A 25,780-nucleotide genomic window follows, 5' to 3' on the forward strand; every position below is an offset into this window, starting at 1 on the left:
AAAGGTGGATCACTCATAATGAAGGACAAAGTAAAAGGACTTATCGTAGGTTTAACCATTGGTTCAGTTTTAAGTGGAACTGTAGCATTTGCAGCTGGTACACAAATCGAAGTTGCTTTCCGTAATCTGACGTACATGTTTGATGGTGTCGAGAAAGCGCCAACTGGCGCGAAAGGATTTATTTATGAAGGGGATACTTATGTTCCCTTGCGTTTTATGAGCGACTCCCTTGGCAAAAAAGTTACGTGGGATGATGCAACAAGTACCATTTGGATCGGCAACAATCCGAACCAAGTCGTTGCAACTTACACAGGCGGAACGGTGACGAAAGCTGAGTTCGATGTGGTTTTTAACCTCAAATCACTGTTAGATAGTGCATTTGCAAGCTCTAAAGACAATATCGACTATCAGACAAGTGTTCTGAAAGAATTAGTGACGAACCGGATTCTCTATGGTCGCGCGTCTGAAGCTGACCAAGAAGCTGCAAAAAAGAGTGCTGCTGGACAGGTTTCTGCATGGAAGCAGCAAATGGGCAGTGATAAGTTTCAAACCGATTTGAAAAACGCAAAAGTGACTGAAACTGAACTTCAGTACTTTCTTGTCGGCAGTATGACTGCGACTAATTACTTGAAGTCCAGCGTTACGGACGATCAATTGAAATCCCAGTATGATGCCGCACTTGCTGCCAATAAAGATGCATTCACGATCGCATCTGTACGTCATATTTTGATCGGACTTACGGACCCAGCGGGCAAAGCTCTTCGCACGAAAGCAGAAGCGCTAACACTTGCCAAGGATATTCAACAGAAGCTCAAAAATGGCGGAGATTTCGCTGCGCTTGCTAAGCAATACTCTGAAGATCCAGGATCGAAAGATAACGGTGGCCTTTATGCGGATGCCGATGTGAGTCAATGGGTTGAAGGTTTCAAAAACGCTGCGATCTCACAAGCAGTTGGTGTGATTGGCGATCCTGTCGAAACGGAGTTTGGCTACCATGTGATCAAAGTTGATTCTCGCTCTGTTAAACCACTTGCTGCAGTGAAAGATTCGCTGCGTGCGTCGGCTGAACAGGCACAATACCAACAATTCGTGGAAAAAGAGCTGCCTACTCTGATTGAAAAGATCGATTTAGGTCAATAAATGGTGTACAATGGTTGTTTAGTGAAGAAATCAAGTTGAAGGATGGATTGCAACATGTTTTATGCAAAAGACTGGGTCGATTATGAGCTGCTCGATACGGGCGGCGGCGAAAAGCTTGAACGGTGGGGTACGATTGTGCTTCGCAGACCCGACCCACAGATTATTTGGCCCCTACAGAAAGAAACGCCAGCTTGGCGTCAAGCGGATGCGCATTATCACCGAAGCTCCAGCGGCGGCGGTGGGTGGCAGCAGCATGCTGAGCTCCCTGAGCGTTGGACGATTACGTATGATCAGAAGCTAACTTTTTATATTAAACCAACTAGCTTTAAACATACGGGACTCTTTCCTGAGCAAGCGGTGAACTGGAAATGGATGATGGACAAGATTAAAGGTGCTGGTCGTCCGATTAAAGTACTTAACTTGTTCGCTTACACTGGCGGAGCATCACTGGCTTGCGCACACGCTGGCGCGGAAGTATGCCACGTCGATGCATCTAAAGGTGTTGTACAATGGGCGAAGGAAAACTTGCATCTTAGCGGCATGGGCTCCAAGCCTGTTCGTTTCATTACGGATGATGTGTTCAAATTCGTGCAGAGAGAACAACGCCGCGGCAGCAAGTACGATGCGATCATTATGGATCCACCTTCTTATGGACGTGGGCCTAACGGTGAAACTTGGAAACTGGAAGATGATCTCTTTCCCTTCATCCAGACTTGCCAGTCAATTTTGACGGACAACCCGTTGTTCCTGTTAATCAATTCCTATACGACAGGCATCTCGGCTACTGTGCTTCAGAATATTTTGACCATGGCGATGAAAGACAAGCATGGCGGAACGATCTCCAGCGGTGAAATCGGACTTCCGATCACACACTCCGGTCTTATGCTTCCTTGCGGAATTCTGGGACGCTGGGAGGCGTAAGCGGTGGCATTCAAGGATGACTACGGTGCATCGCAAATCCCGATTCTCTTCGAAGACAACCACATTCTCGTGGTTGAGAAGCCCGTCAACATGCCTACGCAGGAAGACGAGTCACGTGATCTTGACTTGCTGAACGCCTTGAAGGCGGACATCAAGGAGCGGTATAACAAGCCCGGCAATGTCTACCTCGGGCTTGTCCATCGCTTGGATCGTCCCGTTGGCGGCGTGATGGTCTTCGCCAAAACATCAAAAGCCGCGTCCCGACTTTCAGACGCGGTCAGAACAAGGCAGCTCGACAAGACGTACGTCGCTGTCGTGCACGGTAAACCCTCCCAGCCGGCCGCTACGCTGCGCCACTGGCTGTGGAAGGATACGCGGACGAATACCGTCAGCGTGGTCAAGGCAGGCCAGCAGGACGCCAAGGAGGCGGTGCTGGACTACAAGCTGCTCGGCAGCCAAGACGGGCTCAGCTTGATTGGGATCAAGCTGCATACCGGGCGGCCGCATCAGATCCGCGTGCAGCTGGCTGCCATTGGCTGCACGCTGTATGGGGACCAGCGCTACGGCAGCGCTGTCAACAAACCTGGCCAACAGCTCGCGCTGTGGGCGACGGCACTATCCTTTGAGCATCCTGTGCTCAAGGAGAACATGCATTTCCGATCGCTGCCGCCAGAACAGCGACCTTGGAATCAATTCACCATTCCCGAGCTATGAAGGAATGATGAGACTCCAATTAATTGGCAACCTTGCCCAATAAATAAATAAGCAATTTCTGATTATGAGCGGAAACGCGATTCAGGTACGAATCCAACAGTTCTTCACGGATTCCACGGCCTCTCTCGCATTCCGCTTTTCCTTTGTCCGTGACATTAATCCAAACGATACGGCGATCCTTCTCATCGCGCACACGGGTAATCAACTCCGCTTTTTCCATCCGGTCTAGCAAGGTTGTAACGGCCGCAGGTGTCGTGGATAAATACTCGATTAAATCCGAAGGCTTCATACGTTCATGGATTAGGAGCAATTCAAGCACATTCAGTTGTCCTTCCGTAATCGTAGGAGCTAAGCCTACCTCCATCTGATTTTTCAATTCCTTCGATAATTTTAGCCATAGCTTTCCGAATTCATCGGAATACATCCTCATCAACTCACTTCCATTTTCACCTATTTACAGCAAGTATAGCATGCCTTTTCTCTACTTTAAAGATTAATGCCATTAATATTTTCTTACAAAAATTGCGAGATTCATGGACATGCTGTGGTTTGCTGATACCTGTTGTCGAGCCTTCCCATAGTTTGTCTAGTCTTGTGTAGAATGACAAGTGAATCGACTTCTTTTAACAAGTTGCCCAGTACATACATATACTAATCGAAGGTGTCATGCTCCCTTGAAATTACGACGTATCCCTTTCACGCCAGAGAAATTTAACCTGCATGGCTGTCAACTTACGTTCAAGGAGTGATTGCATTGGAAGCTTGGAAAGTAGAGCTAGGCCGCAAAGCGTTGGAAGCCGGAATGCTAAAAGACCCACAGTGGCTGGATCGATTAGACGAACCGATGCCCCTGTGGGTCTTATTAGAGTTAGCTTTTGCATTAATTGAGAAATTGGATCCTCCAACCGTTAGTTACGATTGAGGAAAACGCAGAATCTCTACAATCGATTCTGTTTTCGTCACAGGAATGAGCGATTTACCCTGAGCTTTACGATCTTCTAACGGAGCTGTCTCGGTTGAGAATCGCAACTTCTCGCCATTACTCATAACAGCCGTAATTAAATAATCCATTTTCACAATGAAAGTCCGGATTAACGCTGAACCGTTCGGTCTGACACGCTTACCTTCTTTGAACTCGAAGGTAATTATCCCCTTACCGCCGCGACCTTGAATTGGATAGTCCACCACAAGAGATCGCTTCGCATACCCGAGGTCCGAGATCACCAGTACTTCCCCTTCATCCCCATAGATCCACTCAGCTGACACGACTTCATCGTCATCCTTGAGCTGGATGCCGCGAACACCTGCGGCTGCACGGCCCATCGGGTTTACTTCTTCCTCACGGAAGCGAATGCTCATGCCTTGTTTCGTGACGAGAAGAATTTCCTTCGTATTGTCACTCATTTGAACATGCAGCACTTCATCTTGCTCACTAAGCTTACACGCAACGATCGCATTAGATCGATTCGTCATGTATTCTTTCAGCTCAGTCCGCTTCACTTGACCCTTTCGTGTAACGAACACGAGTGACTTCGTCGGATCCTCAAAGCCCTTCACAGGAATGACATTCACGATGCGATCTTCCTTGGCAATTGGGATGACATTCACGATCGCTGTTCCGTTGTCTTTCCACTTATACTCCGGAATTTGATGGACAGGCAATAAGTAGTATTGCCCCTTCTTCGTGAAAATCAGCAAGCTCTCGATCGTATTGACATCCAGCAAGAAACGAAGGTAATCGCCTTCCTTCATGCCCGTATTCTCAAGCTCACCACCTGAACGCGTGAAGGATAGCTTGCTTGTACGTTTCAAGTAGCCTTCATTGGACAAGGTGACAAGCACATCTTCCGCTGTTACAAGAACTTCAAGATTCACTTTCAGTTCTTCGACTTCTCCTTGGATCTCCGAGCGGCGATCGATTCCATATTTCTTGCGAATCTCGCCCATCTCATCTTTAATCACACCCAGGAGCTTCTTCAAGCTGCCCAGAATTCCGCGCAAATAGGCAATTGTTTTCTGGACGTCCTTCAGTTCTTTCTCCAGCGTTGTTATTTCCAAATTCGTTAAACGGTATAATTGCAGGACGAGAATCGCATCAGCTTGTCTTTCCGAAAAATGAAACTTTTCTACGAGATTATTTTGAGCGTCCTGCCGATTCTTCGATGCTTTGATTGTGGCAATAACCTCATCCAAAATATTCAGTGCTTTCACAAGTCCTTCGAGGACATGTGCACGATCTTCCGCTTTTTCCAATTCATATTGGGAGCGGAATGTAACGACCTCTTTCTGGTGCTCAATATAAGCTTCCAGAATCTCTCGTATACCGAGCTGGCGAGGTGCTTTATTCACAATCGCAACCATGTTGAAGTTATACGTAACTTGCAGATCCGTTTTTTTCAGCAAATAAGCCAAAATCCCTTGTGCATCCGCTTCCTTCTTAAGCTCGATCACAATACGAAGCCCATTCCGTCCGCTTTCATCCCGCACTTCGGCAATACCCTCGATTTTTTTCTCCAAACGGATATTTTCCATCGCCGTCACTAACCGGGATTTAACCACTTGGTAAGGGATTTCCGTAATCACGATTTGCTGTCTGCCGCCGCGCATCTCTTCGATCGCCGTTTTGGACCGAATATATATACGACCTTTACCCGTGCGGTAAGCTTCGCGAATGCCTTCTTCTCCCATGATAATCCCTGAAGTAGGGAAATCAGGTCCTTTGACAATCGTCATTAACTCTTCAACCGTGATTTCCGGTGTATCGATCATCGCCATACAAGCGTCAATAATTTCACGTAGGTTATGAGGCGGAATTTCCGTAGCAAAGCCTGCAGAGATACCGCTAACGCCGTTAACTAACAGATTCGGATAGCGTGCAGGTAGGACAACTGGTTCTTTGGTTGAATTATCGAAATTATCTTTGAACATGACCGTGCGCTTCTCAATATCGCGCAGTAATTCCATCGCAATTTCTGACAAACGCGCTTCTGTGTATCGCATAGCTGCAGGCGGATCATCGTCTAAGGAACCCCAGTTACCATGTCCATCGACGAGCGTGTGACCCATTTTCCATGGCTGTGCCATACGAACCATACCATCATAGATCGACGAATCACCATGTGGATGATAGTTACCCATCACATCCCCGACGGTTTTGGCAGACTTCCGGTATGGCTTATCTGGCGTATTGCCGGAGTCATACATCGCATACAACACACGACGTTGAACTGGCTTCAAGCCATCTCTTACGTCCGGTATCGCACGGTCTTGAATAATATATTTGGAATACCGACCGAAGCGATCACCTACGATCTCCTCCAGAAAGGCTGGTAAAAACTCTTCTAAAATGCTCACTTTCTCGTCACCACTCTTTTTGAAATATAACAATTTATATGTTTCACATAATAAGTTGTCTATATTTTTGATAAACGCTCTCGTCCTTAGAGGACGACGTAGTCGTTTATTTTAATTACTCAACATATTCCGTAAAATCAACGTTTTCGATAATCCATCTCTTACGTGGATCTACTTTATCGCCCATTAATGTTGTCACACGTCGTTCTGCTTTGGCTGCATCTTCAATCTGCACTTGGAGCAGTGTTCGACTTTCTGGATTCATCGTCGTTTCCCACAATTGATCCGGATTCATCTCACCTAATCCTTTATACCGCTGAAGCTCTGTGTTCTTACCAAGCTCTTTCACGACACCCTGCAGCTGATCATCCGTCCAAGCGTATTTATGACCACCATTTTTACCTTTTCTCGTCACTTTATACAGTGGAGGCTGCGCAATATACACTTTGCCAGCATCAATCAATGGCTTCATATAACGATAGAAGAACGTTAGCAGCAGCACTTGAATGTGTGCACCATCCGTGTCGGCATCTGTCATTAGAATAATTTTGCCATAATTCGTCTCTTCTGCTTCGAACTCCGAGCCAACTCCTGCTCCAATCGCAGCAATTATGGCTTTGTATTCTTCATTTTTCAAAATATCAAGGAGCTTTGCTTTCTCTGGATTCATCGGCTTGCCTTTGAGCGGTAATATCGCTTGATGCTTGGAATCCCGCCCTTGTTTCGCCGATCCGCCAGCGGAGTCGCCTTCCACGATAAATAGTTCATTCCGCTGCAAATCCTTGGATTGCGCAGGTGTAAGCTTTCCATTCAGGTTCGAGCTCTCGCTCTTGCCTTTCTTGCCGCTGCGAATTTCTTCACGCGCTTTACGTGCAGCTTCTCTCGCTCTTGATGCTTGTACGGCCTTCTTCAGCATCATTTGGGCGATTTGCGGATTTTCTTCAAGAAAAACGGTCATTTTATCGGATACAACAGCGTCCACGGCACTACGTGCAATAGCACTTCCTAATTGATCCTTTGTTTGACCTACGAATTCAACATCACCCATTTTGATATTGATGACAACCATCATACCTTCTCTGAGATCCGTCCCATCGAGATTTTTATCCTTTTCCTTGAGAATGCCCCCTTTACGGGCATATTCATTCATGACACGCGTGTACGCTGTCTTAAAACCTGTCTCATGCGTTCCGCCGCCGCGAGTTGGTATTGAGTTAACGAACGATGCTATCGTCTCCGTATAGCCATCATTGTATTGGAGTGCAACTTCAACTTCAATTTCGTCCTTCTCCGAGGCAAAATGAATGACAGGATGCAGCACGGTCTTCTCTTCGTTTAGGAAGGCTACGAACTGGCTAGCACCGCCTTCATATTGAAACTGGTCTACTTTATCTGTGCGTTCGTCTTTGAGGTTTACTTGAAGTCCTGAGTTCAGGAATGCAATTTCCTGCAGCCGCTCAGCAAGCGTATCGTAGTTAATCGTCGTTCCACCTTGGAAGACGCGTTTATCTGGTTTGAATGTTACTTTCGTTCCTGTGCGATTCGTGTTGCCGATTACTTCAAGTCCTGTGACCGGTTCACCGACATGCTCAATGCCTTTGTCATCAACCCAATACTCAAAGCGCATCTTATGCACTTTGCCCTCTCGGTTAATCTCTACTTCCAACCACTCGGAGAGTGCATTCGTTACAGATGCACCAACCCCGTGTAATCCGCCAGATTTCTTATAACCGGAACCGCCGAATTTACCACCTGCGTGAAGAATAGTAAATACAACTTGAGGCGTTGGCACACCTGTCTTATGCATACCTGTAGGAATACCGCGGCCGTTATCTTGGACAGTTACCGATTGATCTTTATGTATCGTGACATTAATTTTGGAACAATGTTTTGCCAGATGCTCATCGACTGCATTATCTACGATTTCCCAGATCAAATGATGAAGACCTGAAGAACTGGTACTGCCAATATACATCCCTGGTCTTTTACGAACAGCAACAAGCCCTTCCAAGACTTGAATATCATCTGCTTCGTAATCTGTCGTGGGAGTCGGGGCTTTCCCTTTCGCAAATTCTAGCTGCTCAGCCATTGGAGCCCTCCTTTATCTCTTTAATCTCTAGTTTAAAATATCTTTGCGCGAAAATACCGTAAACGAAACGATAAGCGCTAGTATAGTCCATACACTTAACACACTAAGCGAGAACCCTAAATCCATACCTTGAATCGGTGGGATGCCTCCTGTTAAATATTTGGTAAGGTCCAAGTTGACCATAAACAAATATTTAGCCGTTTCCCACGAGGAAACCATGTTGGATAGAATGGTTCCTGATATTAATACGGCAAGCATGACCCCCATACCTGCTGCGGTTGATCGAATTAGTACAGAAAGCATGAGCGACATGATCGCTACTACGATCGCTGTAAACCATACTAAGCCGAATTCCATTAAGAGAAAAAACCACTGATCTACGGCGCGAACACGACTAAAATCGACATCTGCCCCTGATAACTGTATGCCTGTGAAGATCGGCATGTTCCACCCGTTGTAACCAAATACTACACCAGAAATCAAGTAACAGATCAATCCCGTCGACAACACAGTCAGTGAAGTAAAGAAGATCACGGTAATTAATTTACTCAATAGGATTTTCCAACGCCTGACCGGTCTTGTCAACAATAATTTAATAGTCCCCGTAGAATGCTCGGATGATACGATATCTGCTGAAATGACCATGATAATCAACGGAATAAATAATCCCACCGCATTTTTCACAAATTCACGTGTAAATGTAACCGCATTCGGCGAACTTGGATTCACGTCTTGTTCTAAATAATAATTCGCAATTTGAATTTGAACACGCAATTGCTGCTTCCACTCATCTGGTGTTCGTGCCGAACTGAGACGTTTCTCCCAATCGGTCACCTTCTGACGCTGATCCGCCTTCCAATCCGATGTACCAAATTGCTTCTGCGTATGTTGAGCAACTCGCATTTGAGCATAAGTGAACATGGGAATTAAAGCAAGAAGAATAAGTAGAATGACATAAAATCGCTTTTTCTTAATCATTTTTATCATTTCATTTTTAACTAAAGCATAGAGTCCTGTCAATTCATTCACCTTCTCCTACTCAATTCGTTCCCCTTCAGTTAGACGCAAGAACAAATCTTCAAGTGTTGGATTTTTTATTTCTACGGCATATAAACTAATTCCTTGTTCGATGAGGAGTTGATTAAGCTTAGGAATGTCTTCTTGATTCATTTGTGTTGAAATCTGCATTACCGTTGGGGGTAAGTTAGTCATATTATCCGACTCAACTGCGATCGCTGAAAGCACTACGTCAGATGATTGCAGTACGCGGTGTGCTTGTTCACCTGGTGAAACCGTCCATACGACCCTGCCACCTTGAGCAATGAGTTCATCTACTGCACCTACTTGAATCACCTCGCCATGACTAATAATCGCTACGCGATCACACATCTGCTGAAGTTCGCTAAGCAAATGACTTGAAACGAATAGACTCAGTCCATCCGCTGCTAGTCGTTGTATAAACTCCCTCATTTCCTTGATACCTTGAGGATCAAGTCCATTGGTAGGCTCGTCCAGAATCAGAAGACTTGGTCGCCCTAATAAAGCCTGAGCAATCCCCAATCGTTGACGCATGCCAAGTGAGTAGGTTCGTACTTTATCATGAATGCGCGCATCCATCGAAACAATCTCCACGACTTCTCTAATCCGATTCTCATCCACATCAGGAAGCATGCGAGCAAAATGTTCGAGATTCTCCCACCCTGTCAGATAGGAGTAAAGTTCAGGATTTTCAACGATACAACCCACTTTTCTCATCGCTTCATCATGTTCCTTATGCACATCAAAACCACAGATATGTATAGTACCTTCCGTAGGACGAATCAAATCTACGAGCATACGTATTGTCGTCGTTTTGCCTGAGCCATTAGGCCCAAGGAAACCAAATATTTCACCCGCATATACGTCAAAAGAAATGCCTTTAATAATCTCTTTGTTTTTAATGCTTTTTTTAAGATTATTGACAGACAAAACAATTTTAGGCGTTGCAGCTATAGCCATACCAAGGGTCCTCCCTATTTTAAAATTTGGACGATCCGATCCGCGATTCGCTCATACCCATCCCCATTCGGATGAAAATGATCGGCAGATGATAAATATTTGATCAAATTTTGCTCAAATAGGTCGTAGGTAGGAACAATGAGCATCTGCGGATATTGATTCGTCAGTTTAAACACGCCGTTATTCCAGCGCTGCACGGTTAAAGAACCCTGTCTTGATGGATCAAGATCTAGGAAAGGGTGATATAAACCAATATATAAGAGCGTTGCTTTCGGATTGGCTTGATTGATCGCCGCAATAATCTTCTCCATCTTGGCTAGTGCTGGATCTACCCGCTTCTCAGCTGCCTCAGGATTAAATTCAGTTTGATTATCACCTTTAAAAAGCCCATCCCCTCCTGCAAAAATATCATTTCCACCGATCGTAAGCAAAATGATATCTGCTTGTGCTAGCGCATCTTGTGTTTTCTTCAATGCTAAATCAGTCAGTAATTGATCGCTTTTGTAACCAGGGATCGCGAGATTGTTAAGTACAAAGACTGGCTTTCCACTTGCTTTTTCTAACTTTTCACGGACACGTCCAACGTAGCCTTTACCTGTATTGTCGCCAGTTCCAGCTGTTAGAGAATCTCCTAAAGCGACAATTTGCAGCTTGGAGCTGCTTTCAATAACCGATGGTTTCGTAGGTGCTGGAGTCGCGAGTTGCAAGTCTCCAGATGCCTTAGGAAACCATATTTGATTCGCCGCGTACGCAAAGCCAACAGCGAAAACAATTGTAGAAATTGACGCGGTCAAACCAATGGCACCCCAGATGAAGCGAGATGATTTCAATGCTGTCCCCTCCTGCGAATCTTTGGCATATTTCCAATTTAAGAGTATAGCTTCTCGTCAAATTTTGCAAACATTGTCCAGATTAGGCGAGCACAGCGCTTTCACAGCTGCAATTTATACCTGTAAGTCGATTATATCGACTTACAGAGTGCTCATAGCTCTAATTCTTCCCTGCAAGTCGATTTTATCGACTTACAGTGTGCTCACATCTCTAATTCTCCTCTGTAAGTCGATTTTATCGACTTACAGTGTGCTCACATCTCTAATTCTTCCTTGTAAGTCGATTTTATCGACTTACAGAGTGCCCACAGCTCTAATTCTTCCCAGTAAGTCGATTTTATCGACTTACTGCATGCTCACAGCTCTAATTCTTCCCTGCAAGTCGATTTTATCGACTTACAGAGTGCTCACAGCTCTAATTCTTCCCTGCAAGTCGATTTTATCGACTTACAGTGTGCTACCTATTACATTTTTCGTGCGGCATATTGTGCCACAAGATAGAATGTTAGTGGCCAATTGACTACAGGGGCTAAATTCTAGCAGATGAGCTGAGCTATTCTCCCCTTCTTAAGCCCCCCTTTATTTGATAATAATTCTCAATGTAAAATTCGATTTTCCTTCTCAAGACAAAAAGCTGCCCAACCACTTCAAGTGGCTAAGCAGCTTCTTCTTTTCTTAAACAGCGTCTTGTAAAAATTTGTACTGAGCTTGAATCAAACCGTAGTAGATCTTCTGCTCCTTCATAAGCTCATCGTGATTGCCAATTTCCATCATCCGTCCGTGATCAAGTACAACGATTTTGTCAGCATTGCGAATCGTTGACAAGCGATGTGCGACGATAAAGGAAGTACGACCCGCCAATAGTGTCTTCAGAGCCTCTTGAATTTTGAGCTCTGTATCCGTATCAATACTTGCTGTCGCTTCATCCAGAATAAGTACGCGAGGATTGGCTAGCAATGCTCTGGCAAACGAAATCAATTGGCGCTGCCCCATTGATAGGACGTTACCGCGCTCCTGCACCTCTGTATCGTAGCCATTAGGCAACTTGGAGATGAAGTCATGTGCATGAACAGCCTTCGCTACCTTTTCGATTTCATCGTCCGTAGCATCTAGGCGACCGAATCGAATGTTATCACGGATCGAGCCCGAGAAAATAAACGTATCTTGCAGTACGACCCCGATTTGAGAGCGAAGACTGTGAATTGTGACGTTACGAATGTTGTATCCATCGACTTCAATTACCCCTTCGTTAGGGTCATAGAAGCGACAAAGTAAGTTCATAATCGTACTTTTCCCCGATCCGGTATGACCGACCAAAGCGATGGATTGTCCGGCAGTTACATCCAAGTTAATTCGGTTCAATGCTGGACGTCCTGGCTCATATTCGAATACAAGATCTTTGAACTTCACATTTCCTTGTACAGTAGGTAAATCTTTGGCACCCTCGATTTCTGCAACCGTTGGTTTCTCATCCATGAATTCAAAAATCCGCTCCGCTGAAGCCATCGCAATTAACAACTGCGAATACATTTGCCCCAAACGTGTAATCGGCTCCCAAAAATAACCGATGTAAGTCGCAAACGCAACGAGTAAACCAACGCTGATTTCTCCCGTTTGAATCAAATGGGCGCCTAACCAGAACAAGATAAAGTACCCAATCGCACCGGTAATTTCAATAAGAGGTCCAAAAGATTGATTCAGCATGGATGCTCGGTTCCAAGATAATCGATTGGTCATATTCATTTTGGAGAAGAACTGAATGTTTTCTTTCTCCTGTGTGTAGGCCTGTGTCACTTTAATGCCTTGAATACACTCATTCAAATGGGCATTCAATCGGGATTGCTTCATCGTAACATCTTGCCATGAGCGGCGAATTTTGGTTCGCAGTTTCGTCGAGATGATAAACATAATCGGAACCGTTACAATGATCGAAGCACCTAATTTAAAATTAAATGAGAGCAAAATAATGATGATACCTACAAGTTGAACAACGTCGATCAATAAGTTGACGACACCGTTCGTAAATAAATCCTGCAAGGAATTCACATAGTTCGTAACACGAACAAGGACTGATCCCGCTGGTCGTGTATCAAAGAATCGGAATGAGAGCTTCTGAATATGACTGAAAAGGTCATGGCGAAGATCATAGATAACACGTTGTCCAATCATGTTCGTAAACTTAATGCGGAATGTATTGGCTAACCATTGAATGAGATAAACAGCTAACATGATGCCAACAATGAGAAAGAGCAGGTTCTTATCTTTTGGGATAATCGCATTATCAATTGCTTTACTAATGAGTAGTGGTACTGTCAACTTCGTAATCGCACCTAATAGCATCATAGTAATAATAATAGGCAGCATTTGCTTACGATAAGGTTTCATATAGCCAAACAAGCGTTTTAATTGGCCCCAGTCAAACGGCTTTTCGATCAGTTCATCATCTTGATAGACGAAGCGATTGCCAGTTTGTGAATCTGGATTCGGCGCAGCCGCCTCAGCTTGTTTCGATGGATTACTCAATTTGCCAACCTTCTTTCTGGCTTGGAGGAATGGGTTATTGGATTGCCTTCGGAAACTTCTGAGTCTGCAGAAGTCCCCTCTTCTCGAGTAACCGCTGCTTGGTTCTGAGCAGTTTGGTTTTGTGGACCATCCGCATATTGAATATCATACGTTTGACGGTACAAGCCATCTTGCTGCAGTAATTCTTGATGCTTACCTCGTTGAATGACGCGCCCTTTATCCAGGACAATGATTTCATCCGCGTGTTTCAATGAAGAAATTCGGTGGGCAATAATGAAAGTTGTTCGACCTGCCATAACTTCACCAAAACCAGCTTGAATCTCATGCTCTGTTTCCATGTCAACTGCACTTGTGGCGTCGTCTAGTACGAGAATTTTCGGATCTTTGATCAAAGCTCTAGCAATCGCAATACGCTGTTTTTGTCCCCCTGAAAGTCCAAGTCCCCGTTCACCAACTAAGGTGTCGTAGCCCTCAGGAAGTTCTGAAATGAAATCATGCGCTTTCGCTAGTTTCGCAGCCCGAATAATTTCATCCATAGTCACATCTTTGCGACCGTAAGCGATATTATTGCGTATTGTAGAAGAAAATAGAAACGTTTCTTGGAAAACTGTTGAAATTTGGCTTCGGTAGCTTTCAATCTGTAAGGAACGAATATCCTTTCCATCCAGCATTACCTTGCCTTCTTTGACATTATAAGCTCTCATGAGGAGAGAGATCACCGTTGTTTTACCGGAACCTGTGCTTCCTAGAAGACCAATAACGGAACCTGGAGGCGCATCTAATGAAAAATCATACAATGCTGGTTGTTTCTCTGGATAAGCGAACGTTACGTGATCAAAACGTACATGACCATCAACCTTGGTCAAGGCCGCAGCGGTATCGCTATCTTTGACATGCATATAGTGATGCAGAACCTCAAGGATTTTCTCACCAGAAGCTTTTGTTTGTGTAAAGTTATTAATGTGAAAACCAAGTCCCCACATCGGCCCGATTATGTACCAAATAAGACTAAAGCATGCTACCAAATCCCCTAGTGAAATCGACCCATCAATAACCATGTAACCGCCAGCACCAAGTAGTATAACGACACTCAAGTTCGCTAGAATCTCCATAATCGGGAAGTACTTCGCCCAAATCCCTGACGATCCAATATTCATGGACTTGTAATCTTCATTGCGTTCTGCGAACTTGGTAATTTCATGCGGTTCGCGAGCAAAAGATTTAACGGTCCGAACACCTGTAATATTTTCTTGAACAGCAGTCGTCATCGTGCTCAGAGACTGACGCACCATCCGGAAAGCCGGGTGAATTTTACCTTCAAAGCGAACGGCAGTAAATGCTAGAAATGGCATCGTAATCATTGTAAGTAAAGCTAACTTCCAAGAGATAGAGAACATCATCGCCATACCAAAAACAAGCATTAACAAAACGTTCAGAATCTGTGCGAAGCCAAAACCAATAAACTGGCGAATCGCTTCTAGATCGGCTGTCAATCTTGACATCAGATCTCCTGTCCTCGCTTGATCATAGTACTGAAATGATAAATACTGCAGCTTGTTGTACAGCGCATTCCGTAAGTGGTATGCAACACGGTTTCCTAAGCGACCCCCGCACAAACCATGTAGAAACTGGAACATCCCTTTCATAGAAACGACAATAACAACAAATAGTGCCAATCGTGGAACTAAGTCAAATTGCTTCTTGGTGATCACTTCGTCAATTAAATAGCGAAGTAAATTGGGATACACCAAGCCGAGCGCGGTAGCGATTGCAAGACATGCAATTGCTCCAAAAAACAGTTTTTTCTCTGGCCAAAAATATGGCTTCAGTTGCCTGAATACATCCACTTTGGGCCCTCCTTAAAAGGATAGATTTGAAACGCTTATAATGTGTGAACACTTTATGAATCTTAACACCATCACTATATGTGAGCAATTCGAGGATACTCGGATTTAAACGCTTAATTAGGCATAAATTCACAAATTCGTGTAGTAATCCCCCCTATTCTTTTAAATCATCGGGATACCCGCCATTGAAAGCCCTTACATGAGCAATCCAAAAAAAGGGGCAACTAAGTTCCGAAGAACCTAGTCACCCTTTTGTTTAACAGCTAAACAAACGCCTTCAACTGATGCTGTTTAGATATAAGTTCATCCAAATCAATCTTCATTTGGAGTGCATCTCGAAGCCCCTCTGCATGCTCTTTCACCTGTTGGTCCATGATCGATTTCTGAGAAATCAACCAATTTTCTAGCTGTATGCCGTAAGCTTGTTCAAGTTCATGCGTTTGTGTTTCGATAAAAGCAATAACCGGCGCATTAATCCGATTCTCTAATTCGGCCTTTAGCTTACTTTTGCCATCACCTTCAAAAAATTGCTTCGCATTCTTAAAATAACTTTGAAGCAGCTTCAAGCTTACTTCGGATGCTTCTAACTTCGTTGTTACCTCTGGCGTCACAAACGTATTTGACTCATAAGAAGCCTTCTCAAACCCTTCTAACAGCAAGCTCAGCTCCTCGCCCCAGCGATTCATCCGCTTGGTGGAGATGAGATTCATACGATTCTCTACACGAAGTGTAGTTGCAAGTACTTCTTGGGATAAATCGTGCCCAATCATCCGCAACAGTTCATTCCATGCGAATTGAATAGCTGCTTTAGGGTCCTTAGCCTCATCACGGAACGTGGATGGATTGAATGCGAAATTATAGAGCTCGCCAAAGCGATACATCGTTCGTTGTTTGACATAGTACATCAACTCTTGAATTTCTTTTTTCAATTCCTTTAACTCAGCATCATAGCGTGTGTCATCTAGTAGATCTAAGCCCTGTTGTTCTGACGCATCCAACTTAATAAGTTGCAATCTACGTTCTTCCTCGCCTGATTGTGCTCGTTCCAGCCACTTCTGCATGGTGCTAATTGCACGATGAAGCTCTAGATTAGCCGAATGAATAGCCACATCACTGAGTTCATTCAAAGTAAACTGAACAAATTGCTGTTCAAATGGCTGAATCCCTGATTGTACGATTAAGCTTTCATTACCATTGATCTTACCTTCAGCCGCCAAATAACTGGAAATCGGATAAATTCTCGGATGGCGTATGCCATGCTGGACTAAATTCGTTTCCACATGCTTCACAACTCCCGCAAGCTCCTCAGAGCTTGCCGCCAAATCAGAAGCGTTGACGACGAAGAACATTTTATCCATTTCAAAGCTATCCTTAACACGGCCAAGCTGAAGCAGAAACTCGCGATCTGCCTGGGAAAAAGCATGGTTATAATAAGTGACGAAGAGGATGGCATCTGCATTCTTAATATAGTTAAAAGCGACACCTGTATGTCGAGCGTTAATGGAATCTGCCCCTGGTGTATCAACGAAAATGATACCTTGATCCGTCAATGGATTCGAATAGTATAATTCAATAAATTCTACGAAGCAGGACTTATGTTCTTCCGCGACATAACCTGAGAACTCATCCTTCGTGATCCGGAGTTCACTTCCCAACTGACCTGAGGCTGCTTCCCAACCTTTCTCTACGGCTTTCAAAAAAGAGAAATGCGGTTTTCCTTTGGCCGTCACATCCGCAGGTGAAAGCTGACTGATTCGCTTCAGTGCGCTAGTCATATCTGACGCCTCGACGCCAAGAATCTGAAGCGAGTACAACACATCTTCCAAGATCGCGTCTGCTTTCTTCATCTTGACCTTAGCCGTGCCATGCGGCCAGCCTTCTGTTGGCGGCATGATCTTATTGATTGCCGCCGTCGTCGGGTTCGGCGACACTGGCAGAACGCGTTCGCCAATCAACGCATTGGCGAACGATGATTTACCCGCGCTGAACGCTCCGAACAGCGCAATCGTGAACGTCCGCTGCCGCAGACGGTCCGCTTTCTCGCGCATGGAACGCGCGAGTGACCGCATCGACGGCAGCCCGTCGATGAGAGCGGAGGCCGCTTGCAAGTCGGCAGCCTTGCGCTCCATGCGCTTGCCGTGTTCACCCGAGGTGAACACGGATGACGCCGACTCGGCTGCCACTGCGGGGCCAGCCGAGTCCGTGCCTGCTGCCGCCGTCGCATTCGCCGCGGCTTGCAGGATCGTGCCCATGGAGGTCACGTGCAGGTTAGCCCCGCCTTGCGGGGCTGCTGCCGGCTCCTCCATGGCCGTGAAGAGCTGCGCATCCGGCAGCGCCGGCGCAGAAGGTCTTGCCCAGCTGGCAAAGCGCAGCAGCTGGGTCTCTGCTGCCGCCTCAGATTCCTCGAGGCGGGCGAGCTCGCGGCTGGCGCTCAGCCGGCCGCTCAGGGCTTGCAGCTCAGCCGCTAGCAAAGCGGCGGCTGCACGTGAATTATCGCGGACCGCGGCCGCGATAATATCAATCACCGCAAACGCCTGTTTGCGATACTGAAGCTTCAGCTCTCCAGCAAGCTGCTTCATGTAGTTCAGCGTATATTCACCGCCAAACGTCGCACCTGTATTTACCTGTGAACCGATCAAAGCGCCAGTAACTTCAACTTTCAACGCTTCAATCTGTGCAATTAACCCAACATCATGTTGACCTTGCTCGTTTGCTGCCTTTTTCAGGGCATCTCGCAAATGCCAATCCAATTGTGCTTCTACTTGCTCTGCCAAATCGGCCTGAAACACGGTTAGCCGTTTCTCTTGCTCTGCAGCGGTCTTCGCTGCACTCGAGAAAAATCCAACCTTAAATCCTGGTTTACGGCTTTCCAGATAAGCATTTGCATAATCCCTTGTTAATGAAGGCGTAATATTCGCATTCTCAATAATAGCGCCAACATCTTTTCGAAGCTCTGTAATTAATAATTCAGGCAAGTTTTTCAATGCCGCCAGTTCTGCTTGCTTAGCAGCTGCCAACAATTGAACATCGTCAACATTGCCTTCCTCGTTCATCGCCTCCAGCAACTCCGCTTTCTGTGGTTCATGTTGCTCCGCCAACCATTTGCTATGTTCTGTTGCTAAGTAACGTGCAGAAGCATCAATACTATAGCTTCGCAAGAGATCGCCACGTTCAATTAAACGACTTAGCAGCCATTGCAGCTTAGCGTACTCATTATGCGGGTGTGCTGGCTCCTTCATCGTCACAAACAACAAATCATCGGGCTCAATACCCCAATTTAAGAAAGCTTGTTTCGTTCCACTCTGATATTGTTCAAAAGGAAGCTCCCATTCCTTATGTTTATCAATCATATTCACAACAAGGTATAGCGGTTTCCCCCACTCTTTCATCTTCTTTGTGAACGCTAAATTCACTTCCGATTGCACATGGTTATAGTCCATGACATAGAAAACCACATCAGCTAAATGCAAAGCAGATTCGGTAGATTGATGATGCGCATCATCAGTTGAATCAATGCCTGGAGTGTCCAACAAAGCTGTATCTTCACCAAGAAAAGGAATCGGGTACGTAATTTCAACCGTTTCAATATCCGTTCCATTCACACAATAAGCCTCTAACTCGCTGAGAGGAATGGTTGTCGCCTTCTCCTGTGGAATAACCTTCCCTTCTAGACTCCGGTGCATCACATGCGCACCTGGTTGCCCATTCCGAATGCTAACAATATTAGCACTCGTTGGAATCGGGCTCGAGGGTAATAAGGCATGCCCGCACAACTGGTTAATAAGTGTTGATTTTCCAGCAGAGAAATGTCCGCAGAACGCAATATTCATCCGTCCACTATCCAGCTTATCCAGCAATTGCCCCATTTTGATGGCATTATCACCATCACCTGCATGACCCAGCACTTGCCCCATCTTCTTAAGTGCATCCGGCATGACCGTGATGCTTCCAGCTACTAATTGCGTCATTCGTTCATTCCGCTCCTCTATGATCTGTTCTTTCTTACTACCTCTCAGCTATACAGAAAAAAAATCTCCCAATGGGAGATTCTGGACTTACGTGAGGGCGATTTTTTCTTTTTCCGGAAGGAAAATTTCAAAAACGTCACGATGTTGAAGAATCGTAATATCCGAATCCTTCACTTTCATCACAACAACCTCGGATTTTGTTTTCATTTTGTCTATGTAATTCTGAGGAACCTCACCGGATTCACTGACTGTTACACCTTCAATGACTTTTTCCTCATTATCAGCGAGCGGCGTATTGATGACTTGCTCATAAATATCGGAGAACAATTCGAAGCTATTCGTATATACGGCGATGCATTTCATTTCTATCCCATCCTTTGTCAGCATTTCATTTGTTTGTAATAGTTTTCCTAGTTGGCTGTGGTTTCATACGTTTCTTCCCCTCACGGCATTTGTCCAATAATGGACAGAACGCGCAATTGGGGTTCTGTGCCTTACAGTGATATCGACCAAAGAATATAAGCCGATGATGTGTTTGCGTCCATTCGTCTCGAGGTACTTTCTTCATGAGCTTCTTTTCAACTTCCAGCACGGAATCGTCCCAGTCTACAAGTCCTAATCGCTTAGAGACTCGTTCCACATGCGTATCAACCGCAATGGCCGGCACGCCGAAAGCGTTCGATACAACGACATTCGCCGTCTTACGTCCTACACCTGGCAATTCAACTAACTGCTCATGTTTCTCAGGAATTTCACCACCGAACTTGTCCAGTAGCAACTGACACAGCTTATGAATATGACTAGCCTTGTTACGAAACAGTCCAATCCTCCGAATGTCTTGCTCCAATTCCTCTAACGGAACAGCCAAGTAGTCTTCAGGGCAGGTGTACTTCGCAAACAAGTCTTTAGTAACCTTATTCACGGTTTCATCCGTACACTGAGCTGATAACAATACAGCAATCGTTAATTCAAATGGATTACTGTGGTTCAACTCACAATGTGCATCCGGGTATAGCTCACCGATCGTATCGAGAATATGTCTTACTGTCTTCTGTGTCATAGCTGATCTTCCTTACGGTCGTAATATTCTCCAGTTTATCGAATTGTTAGGTCAGAATCAATCCTTGAAAGCGTCAAAATGCGAACATTTTCTAAAAAATAAACATTTTTTTTTGAAAAACAGAAAAAACCGTCTGTTTGAGACCAATAGCTTCTCAAAACAGACGGTTTTCCCCTAACATTTGTTCAAATTTCTATTTTTCAATTTCAACAATTTTATTATCAAGGATATACAAATTCAATTGATCACCAGTTACATAAGAGGTTAACGGAACAACTGTGGAACCCGTATGGAAGTAAGCTCTCGGGAATACATTGTACGCAGTACGATCACCTGTATTCGTAGCTTTCACATACACTTGGTTCAACGTAGAGCTATATTGATCAAACTCACGTTTAGAAAGAGTAGCTACTTGGATAAGCATTTTATCATTGATATCCTTCATCAATTGAACGCGATCCCCCACTTTAATGGAGGAGAAGCTCAAGTCTGCACCACCGTTCACTTTCACACTGTAATTGCTGCCTGCATTAATGACTTGGCTTTTACCCGTAAAATCTTGAACAGTCAAGCTTGTACCTGCCGCATTCACAGCTGTTACTTTACCACGAATCGGAGTAATTAACTCTGCTTTCGTGATCGTCAGCCCTTTGAATGTCAGTTTCACATAATCATCAATCGCCAGATCAGCGAACACTGCGCTAGTACCATCGGCTTTCACTAGAGAAATTCCATCTAATGGGATCGTATAGTTCGTATTATTGGTGTCCATAACCGTAGCTTGTTTCAAATTCGCATTGGTTAGTAGAGTTTTATATATGGTCGTATTCGTTGTAACGATTTTAGTTACTGTCGTTTGATCATAGCTAAGCAGCAGACTTACTTTATCTCCCACTTTCAAATCAGCGAGTGTACTGTTCGGCTTATTAGCAAGTTCAACGATCGGCGTGTAGTTAAGTTTAAACGTTAAACTTTGACCACTATCCGTTTTCAATGTGACATCATTCGTCTGTAAATTCAATTGTGTTAAAACACCGTCCAACTGTGTGGACATTTGAATACTTAACACCTTTTTGTTAGAAACCAAGACATCCACATATTTGCCAGGGGTAAAAACACTATTGAAAGAACTAAACGGCAGTTTGCTGCCATTAAACGTGATTGAAATACCATCAGTTAGAATATAAGCATTTGGGTTTCCAGCATTATCAATCACTGATAAAAATTTGGATGAGTCCTGATAGCTGACAATTTTGGCAAAGTATAAGTTCTCAATCGATCGATTAATTACCGTAATCTTTGTAACCTTATTATTCAGCACGTCAAGCTTTAATTGATCACCAGCAGCCAGATCATACATACTTGCGTTCGTTAATCCATCAATAACAACACTAGCATTGTTACTCAATTCAAAGGCATCTACTGTCTTGCCCGATGTTTTATTGATTAAAATCGTAGAATGATCGTCCGTAAATTGTTTGAACGTCCCTTCTACACTCGTTCCAACATCAGCTTGCTTCTTAACGATAATTTTTACAATCTCACTATTCTTGACCGTGTATTCTACCGTATCGCCAACATGGATGGCATCCATACTAATTAAAGTGTTATCCGCAAGTGTCGCAACTACATTACTGGAGAAACCGAAAGTCTCAGGTTCACCTGTTTCGGACGGAAGCAACGTCAATTGCATGGCTTCTTTATTCAACGTTTGAATATCGCCGAGGGCTGTTTTGTTCACCGGTACTTGTTTCACAATAATAGATGTATATTTGTCGCTGTCTACAAGTTGACTTTTACGAATTTGGATCGTGCTTCCTGTAACGATTTCACCCAAGCTAAGTCCTCGCCCATCAGCATCTGTTACAGTAACATCCGAAGCTAAGTCATAGCTTTCATAATCATCTAAGGTTGCTTTCATCCCTGTTAAATTAAGCTTCAATAATTGACCTTCATGAATGTCCATGTGCAGTTTATCACTAAGAATTTCCACGTAATATGCTGTACCATTTACTTGTACAATGGAGATTTCATATGTTTCTTGTAATTCTTTTGATGAAATAGCTTGATCATTCTTATTCCCGAAAAACACGGTATTCGCTGAGATCTTATACGTACTTGTATTTCCGTCTTTATCCATGAGTCCAATGCTTTCGCTCGTTAGGCTAGTCATATAACCCTTCTTAGCGCGCTCTGGCAAAGTAGTCGAATCTTTCTGCGAACGACTTAAGAAGGCTGCCATTTGTGCACGTGTTACCGCACCCTTTGGTTGAAATGATCCATCTTCGAATCCATCTACAATTTTCAAAGCTACAGCTGCATTGATGAAACCTAATGCGCTACTGCTAATTTGTGTATTATCCGTGAAAGAAGTTGCATTGCCCGATAAGCTTTCTGCAAGTGACGCTTTACCAATAGCGCGAATCACGACTTCAGCTACCCATTCTCTCGTTGCTTTTTGTTGTCCCCATTTAACAGCTGTAGTAGCCCCTGGATTTTTTAATTTTTCTTGTTCCCATGAAATCAAACCCTTTTTTTCTGCGACGTCTACATAGTTGCGTGCATAATTATCAACTAACAAGAATCCTGGAAAAACGGTGTCAGATTTCAAGTTATCGACTTCGGATTGTAATCCCATCATCCGTGTAGCCATAATGAGTACATCTTGTTGGGTTACTGACGTTTCTGGCGAATAGATGCCATCACCAACTCCTTCAATAACACCTTCCAAGGCAAGCTTGGAAATGTGACGAATCCCCCAATAATTACTACTCACATCGTTAAACGATAGACGAACATTCGAATTCGCAGTTGTTGTTGAAGTCGACGTAGTCGTTGAATTATTCACGGATGCTGCAAGGACTGGCGTACCTGCTAGACTTGTGATGATTAGTGAGCTTACGATAGCACTCGCCAATTGCTTATTTTTCATAATCTAAGTTAACTCCTCTTCAATTCCTAATTGGTAGGGCGTTTAATTGGGTAAGGAAGCTCCACATGTCCCATTAAACTATCTACTTGTTTGCCGTCTTTAAGTACATATAATGTTTTTACTTCTGGGAATTGGAACATCGTTTTCTTCAGTGCTTGTAGGAATAACTCTTCCCCAGGAGCACCTAATTGTGTCTTGGGACCGAATGTCATATCCAGTTTTATTTCACCTTTGGCAGCATCCCATTTCACACTATTGAATTTCATATCCTCGAATAAAGGAATAGCCTTTGGATCTTCACTTTTCTGAAGTGCTTTGAGCGCTGCTTCATACGCCTCCGAATCCTTCTCTACGCGTACGGTAACTACTTTTTCAACAAGTTTCATTTCATCTTGGTCACTGTAATAAGCCTTGACCTGCAACTGTTTCAGAGGTGCTACTGAAGGTTTCGGTGTAACCGTTTGAATGGGAGTTGTTGCAATCGGTGTAGCTGTTGTTTCCGGTGTCGTAGTTGCGGCCCCAGTTAATTGCATTTTCTGGCCACAAGCTGTAACAGTTAATGTGATGGCACTTACAAGGAGTGCTCCTTGAACTAGGCGTTTTGTTTTGTTCATCTTCTTCACTCCTTAGCATTATGCCTAGACAGGCTAGCCTATATTGATCCGCTTGAGGGTCTACATGTTTACTTAAGGTTCAAATATTCCTTAATAGCGGCAACAAGTGAAGCAGCTAATTTGTCCTGGAATGCCTCTTTGTACATGGCAGATTCATCATTCTTATTGGACAAATAACCAACTTCAAGCAAGACTGCTGGCATACTCGTTTTGGTAATAACGCGGAAATCAGCTTGACGAACCTTTCGATCAGCAAAGCCAGTAGCTGGAACTGCGTACTTATGAATCACATTGGCGAAATCTAAGCTCTCTGGCCTGTTATAGTAAGTTTCCGTTCCTGATACTGTTGCTTTGGCACTATTCCCATGAATGGATAGAAAAAGGTCTGCTGAAATATCATTGGCAAAAGAAACGCGATCGTCTAATGGGATAAAAGTATCATCAGAACGGGTCATCAGAACATGCATCCGCTTATCTTTCGCTAATAGTGCCTCTACCTTCTTCGCTGTAGAGAGCGTAAATTCCTTCTCATGCTTCCCTGTAATGGATAGTGCGCCAGGATCGTTGTCTCCATGACCAGCATCAATAATTACAGTTAATTTCCTCGCGCCGATCGAAGCCTTCCATTGATTAGTAACTTTAGAAGGAATTGTCTGATACTCTGTTGGCGCGTTTAAATCCAGAATAATTCTAACGGTAGCCGGATTATCGTTGAAATTTGAAAATCGCACTTTAGATACTAACGGTTGCTTGGATGGCAATTCGCCAGAATTCTTAACAAGAAGCTTCTGCAAGGACTCATCTAATATGGTGTTAGGGAAATCAAACACGAGACGAGAAGGATTAGATAACGTTAAGACTTTCGGACTTATGGTCCCATCCTTTGCAACAACTGTAAGCTCTGTTTCAGAAAGTGAAATTGAGGTTATCACATGTACAGATGGGTCTGGTGTGATTGCACCTGTTCCAGTTCCTGATCCGTTCCCAGAGCTTGTACCTGTTCCAGATCCGTTTCCTGTACCCGTCCCAGTAGTAGGCTTAGTTCCCGGAGGCTTGGTCTCTGGATTGGATGTACCACCGTCAGTTCCACCAACATCAACAGGAGCTGTAACTGGCTTTGAATCTGATTCCGTTGGTTTGAACATATGCACAGATGATGTAGCACCATCCCACTTAAATTCAATACCCAATACTTCACCAATGAAACGCAGTGGAAGCATTGTTGAGCCATTTTCTATCTTTGGACCTACTTCTAGTGTTTCTTTCTTACCATTAATAAGTGCGGTTACATTGTTAATCACGAGTTGGATATTCACTTTATCCTTCACGATGGTTACTTTGCTTGTAGCTTCGTCCCAGCTGACTTTGGCACCGATTTGTTCGACAATTATTCGAACAGGAACAATTGTATTATCATTGACAATGCGCGGCTGAACTCCTTGGACTTCAAGCTGTTTCTCATTCATATAAAGCTTAATCGGTTTTGACGCTTCAGCTCCAAAGGCGGTAGTAGGCAGCAGCAACAAACATGCGAGCAAAAACAAACAAAATGCAGGAAATTTCATCATTCACCTCTATGTAATGTCGGAATTGGGGGATTTCGGGGGATGTAGGAACGCAACCAATCAGCAAATTCTACGAAACTATCAACTTCCTATCTATTATAGCAAAATTAACCTCTACCTGACAGCACAACCTCCTTTACTTCGACATTCTAGTAATCTATTAGACGAAACAAATTGCCAAAAGTTGCAAGATTTATGTAGAAAATTTAAAATGAAAACACAAAA

At 44.2% G+C, this 25,780-nt stretch carries 18 protein-coding genes; 4 read left to right on the top strand and 14 right to left on the bottom strand.

Translation table 11 applies throughout. From position 1 onward, the window contains the following. Positions 1–18 precede the first annotated feature (18 nt). The 3 genes from A8708_RS30690 to A8708_RS30700 all read left to right on the top strand — a co-directional run bounded on the left by A8708_RS30690 (position 19) and on the right by A8708_RS30700 (position 2,775). Positions 19–1,140 (top strand): peptidylprolyl isomerase, encoded by a 1,122-nt coding sequence (locus A8708_RS30690; protein WP_068670195.1) that lies wholly within the window; start codon positions 19–21, stop codon positions 1,138–1,140. 54 nt (positions 1,141–1,194) lie between these two features. Continuing rightward, positions 1,195–2,061: a class I SAM-dependent methyltransferase gene (locus tag A8708_RS30695; RefSeq protein ID WP_068670196.1), complete on the top strand. Its 867-nt coding sequence runs from the start codon at positions 1,195–1,197 to the stop codon at positions 2,059–2,061. A gap of 90 nt (positions 2,062–2,151) precedes the next feature. Next, positions 2,152–2,775 (top strand): RluA family pseudouridine synthase, encoded by a 624-nt coding sequence (locus A8708_RS30700; protein ID WP_082927930.1) that lies wholly within the window; start codon positions 2,152–2,154, stop codon positions 2,773–2,775. A gap of 19 nt (positions 2,776–2,794) precedes the next feature. Here the strand turns inward: A8708_RS30700 and A8708_RS30705 are convergent, their stop codons facing one another. Continuing rightward, on the bottom strand, positions 2,795–3,199 hold the full coding sequence (locus A8708_RS30705) for a MarR family winged helix-turn-helix transcriptional regulator (protein ID WP_068670441.1): 405 nt from the start codon (positions 3,197–3,199) through the stop codon (positions 2,795–2,797). A 330-nt stretch (positions 3,200–3,529) separates the two neighbouring features. On the opposite strand from A8708_RS30705, the gene A8708_RS35695 reads away from it, so the two are divergent. After that, the gene (locus A8708_RS35695) at positions 3,530–3,697 is read left to right on the top strand and encodes a hypothetical protein (RefSeq protein WP_157265131.1); all 168 of its coding nucleotides are present in this window, start codon (positions 3,530–3,532) and stop codon (positions 3,695–3,697) included. Here the strand turns inward: A8708_RS35695 and gyrA are convergent. The 13 genes from gyrA to A8708_RS30770 form a co-directional block, all read right to left on the bottom strand. Continuing rightward, a complete protein-coding gene (gene gyrA, locus A8708_RS30710) occupies positions 3,688–6,129 on the bottom strand; it encodes a DNA gyrase subunit A (RefSeq protein WP_068670198.1) in 2,442 nt (813 codons plus the stop codon). The genes A8708_RS35695 and gyrA overlap by 10 nt on opposite strands. Before the next feature lie 115 nt (positions 6,130–6,244). Further along, the gene (gene parE, locus A8708_RS30715) at positions 6,245–8,218 is read right to left on the bottom strand and encodes a DNA topoisomerase IV subunit B (protein WP_068670199.1); all 1,974 of its coding nucleotides are present in this window, start codon (positions 8,216–8,218) and stop codon (positions 6,245–6,247) included. A 27-nt stretch (positions 8,219–8,245) separates the two neighbouring features. Continuing rightward, on the bottom strand, positions 8,246–9,238 hold the full coding sequence (locus A8708_RS30720; protein WP_082927916.1) for an ABC transporter permease subunit: 993 nt from the start codon (positions 9,236–9,238) through the stop codon (positions 8,246–8,248). 15 nt (positions 9,239–9,253) lie between these two features. After that, a complete protein-coding gene (locus tag A8708_RS30725; protein ID WP_204787678.1) occupies positions 9,254–10,216 on the bottom strand; it encodes an ABC transporter ATP-binding protein in 963 nt (320 codons plus the stop codon). A 14-nt stretch (positions 10,217–10,230) separates the two neighbouring features. Further along, on the bottom strand, positions 10,231–11,046 hold the full coding sequence (locus A8708_RS30730; protein ID WP_068670200.1) for a GDSL-type esterase/lipase family protein: 816 nt from the start codon (positions 11,044–11,046) through the stop codon (positions 10,231–10,233). A gap of 675 nt (positions 11,047–11,721) precedes the next feature. Further along, positions 11,722–13,569: an ABC transporter ATP-binding protein gene (locus A8708_RS30735; protein ID WP_068670202.1), complete on the bottom strand. Its 1,848-nt coding sequence runs from the start codon at positions 13,567–13,569 to the stop codon at positions 11,722–11,724. After that, complete coding sequence (locus tag A8708_RS30740) at positions 13,566–15,416, bottom strand: ABC transporter ATP-binding protein (RefSeq protein WP_082927917.1); 1,851 nt, start codon at positions 15,414–15,416, stop codon at positions 13,566–13,568. Before A8708_RS30740 ends, A8708_RS30735 begins: the two co-directional genes overlap by 4 nt. Positions 15,417–15,679: 263 nt before the next feature. Continuing rightward, the gene (locus A8708_RS30745) at positions 15,680–19,384 is read right to left on the bottom strand and encodes a dynamin family protein (protein WP_068670210.1); all 3,705 of its coding nucleotides are present in this window, start codon (positions 19,382–19,384) and stop codon (positions 15,680–15,682) included. 87 nt (positions 19,385–19,471) lie between these two features. Further along, positions 19,472–19,747, bottom strand: coding sequence for a hypothetical protein (locus A8708_RS30750; RefSeq protein ID WP_028554377.1), 276 nt, complete (start codon positions 19,745–19,747; stop codon positions 19,472–19,474). Between the two features lie 25 nt (positions 19,748–19,772). After that, positions 19,773–20,444, bottom strand: coding sequence for an endonuclease III (gene nth / locus A8708_RS30755; RefSeq protein WP_068670211.1), 672 nt, complete (start codon positions 20,442–20,444; stop codon positions 19,773–19,775). A gap of 193 nt (positions 20,445–20,637) precedes the next feature. Then, positions 20,638–23,376, bottom strand: a complete 2,739-nt coding sequence (locus A8708_RS30760) for an S-layer homology domain-containing protein (RefSeq protein ID WP_068670212.1) — start codon at positions 23,374–23,376, stop codon at positions 20,638–20,640. Positions 23,377–23,402: 26 nt separating this feature from the next. Next, positions 23,403–23,990, bottom strand: a complete 588-nt coding sequence (locus A8708_RS30765; RefSeq protein ID WP_068670214.1) for a GerMN domain-containing protein — start codon at positions 23,988–23,990, stop codon at positions 23,403–23,405. Between the two features lie 68 nt (positions 23,991–24,058). After that, positions 24,059–25,555 (bottom strand): N-acetylmuramoyl-L-alanine amidase family protein, encoded by a 1,497-nt coding sequence (locus tag A8708_RS30770; RefSeq protein ID WP_068670218.1) that lies wholly within the window; start codon positions 25,553–25,555, stop codon positions 24,059–24,061. Between the last annotated feature and the right edge of the window lie 225 nt (positions 25,556–25,780).

It is taken from the genome of Paenibacillus oryzisoli, from assembly GCF_001653565.1.
Taxonomy (GTDB): domain Bacteria; phylum Bacillota; class Bacilli; order Paenibacillales; family NBRC-103111; genus Paenibacillus_E; species Paenibacillus_E oryzisoli.

What these genes read in the sequence shown, in the direction of transcription:
- A8708_RS30690 (WP_068670195.1), top strand. Translation starts at nt 19, where the DNA reads ATGAAGGACAAAGTAAAAGGACTTATCGTAGGTTTAACCATTGGTTCA.
- A8708_RS30695 (WP_068670196.1), top strand. Translation starts at nt 1,195, where the DNA reads ATGTTTTATGCAAAAGACTGGGTCGATTATGAGCTGCTCGATACGGGC.
- A8708_RS30700 (WP_082927930.1), top strand. Translation starts at nt 2,152, where the DNA reads ATGCCTACGCAGGAAGACGAGTCACGTGATCTTGACTTGCTGAACGCC.
- A8708_RS30705 (WP_068670441.1), bottom strand. Translation starts at nt 3,199, where the DNA reads ATGTATTCCGATGAATTCGGAAAGCTATGGCTAAAATTATCGAAGGAA.
- parE (WP_068670199.1), bottom strand. Translation starts at nt 8,218, where the DNA reads ATGGCTGAGCAGCTAGAATTTGCGAAAGGGAAAGCCCCGACTCCCACG.
- A8708_RS30725 (WP_204787678.1), bottom strand. Translation starts at nt 10,216, where the DNA reads ATGGCTATAGCTGCAACGCCTAAAATTGTTTTGTCTGTCAATAATCTT.
- A8708_RS30745 (WP_068670210.1), bottom strand. Translation starts at nt 19,384, where the DNA reads ATGACGCAATTAGTAGCTGGAAGCATCACGGTCATGCCGGATGCACTT.
- A8708_RS30750 (WP_028554377.1), bottom strand. Translation starts at nt 19,747, where the DNA reads ATGAAATGCATCGCCGTATATACGAATAGCTTCGAATTGTTCTCCGAT.
- nth (WP_068670211.1), bottom strand. Translation starts at nt 20,444, where the DNA reads ATGACACAGAAGACAGTAAGACATATTCTCGATACGATCGGTGAGCTA.
- A8708_RS30760 (WP_068670212.1), bottom strand. Translation starts at nt 23,376, where the DNA reads ATGAAAAATAAGCAATTGGCGAGTGCTATCGTAAGCTCACTAATCATC.
- A8708_RS30765 (WP_068670214.1), bottom strand. Translation starts at nt 23,990, where the DNA reads ATGAACAAAACAAAACGCCTAGTTCAAGGAGCACTCCTTGTAAGTGCC.
- A8708_RS30770 (WP_068670218.1), bottom strand. Translation starts at nt 25,555, where the DNA reads ATGAAATTTCCTGCATTTTGTTTGTTTTTGCTCGCATGTTTGTTGCTG.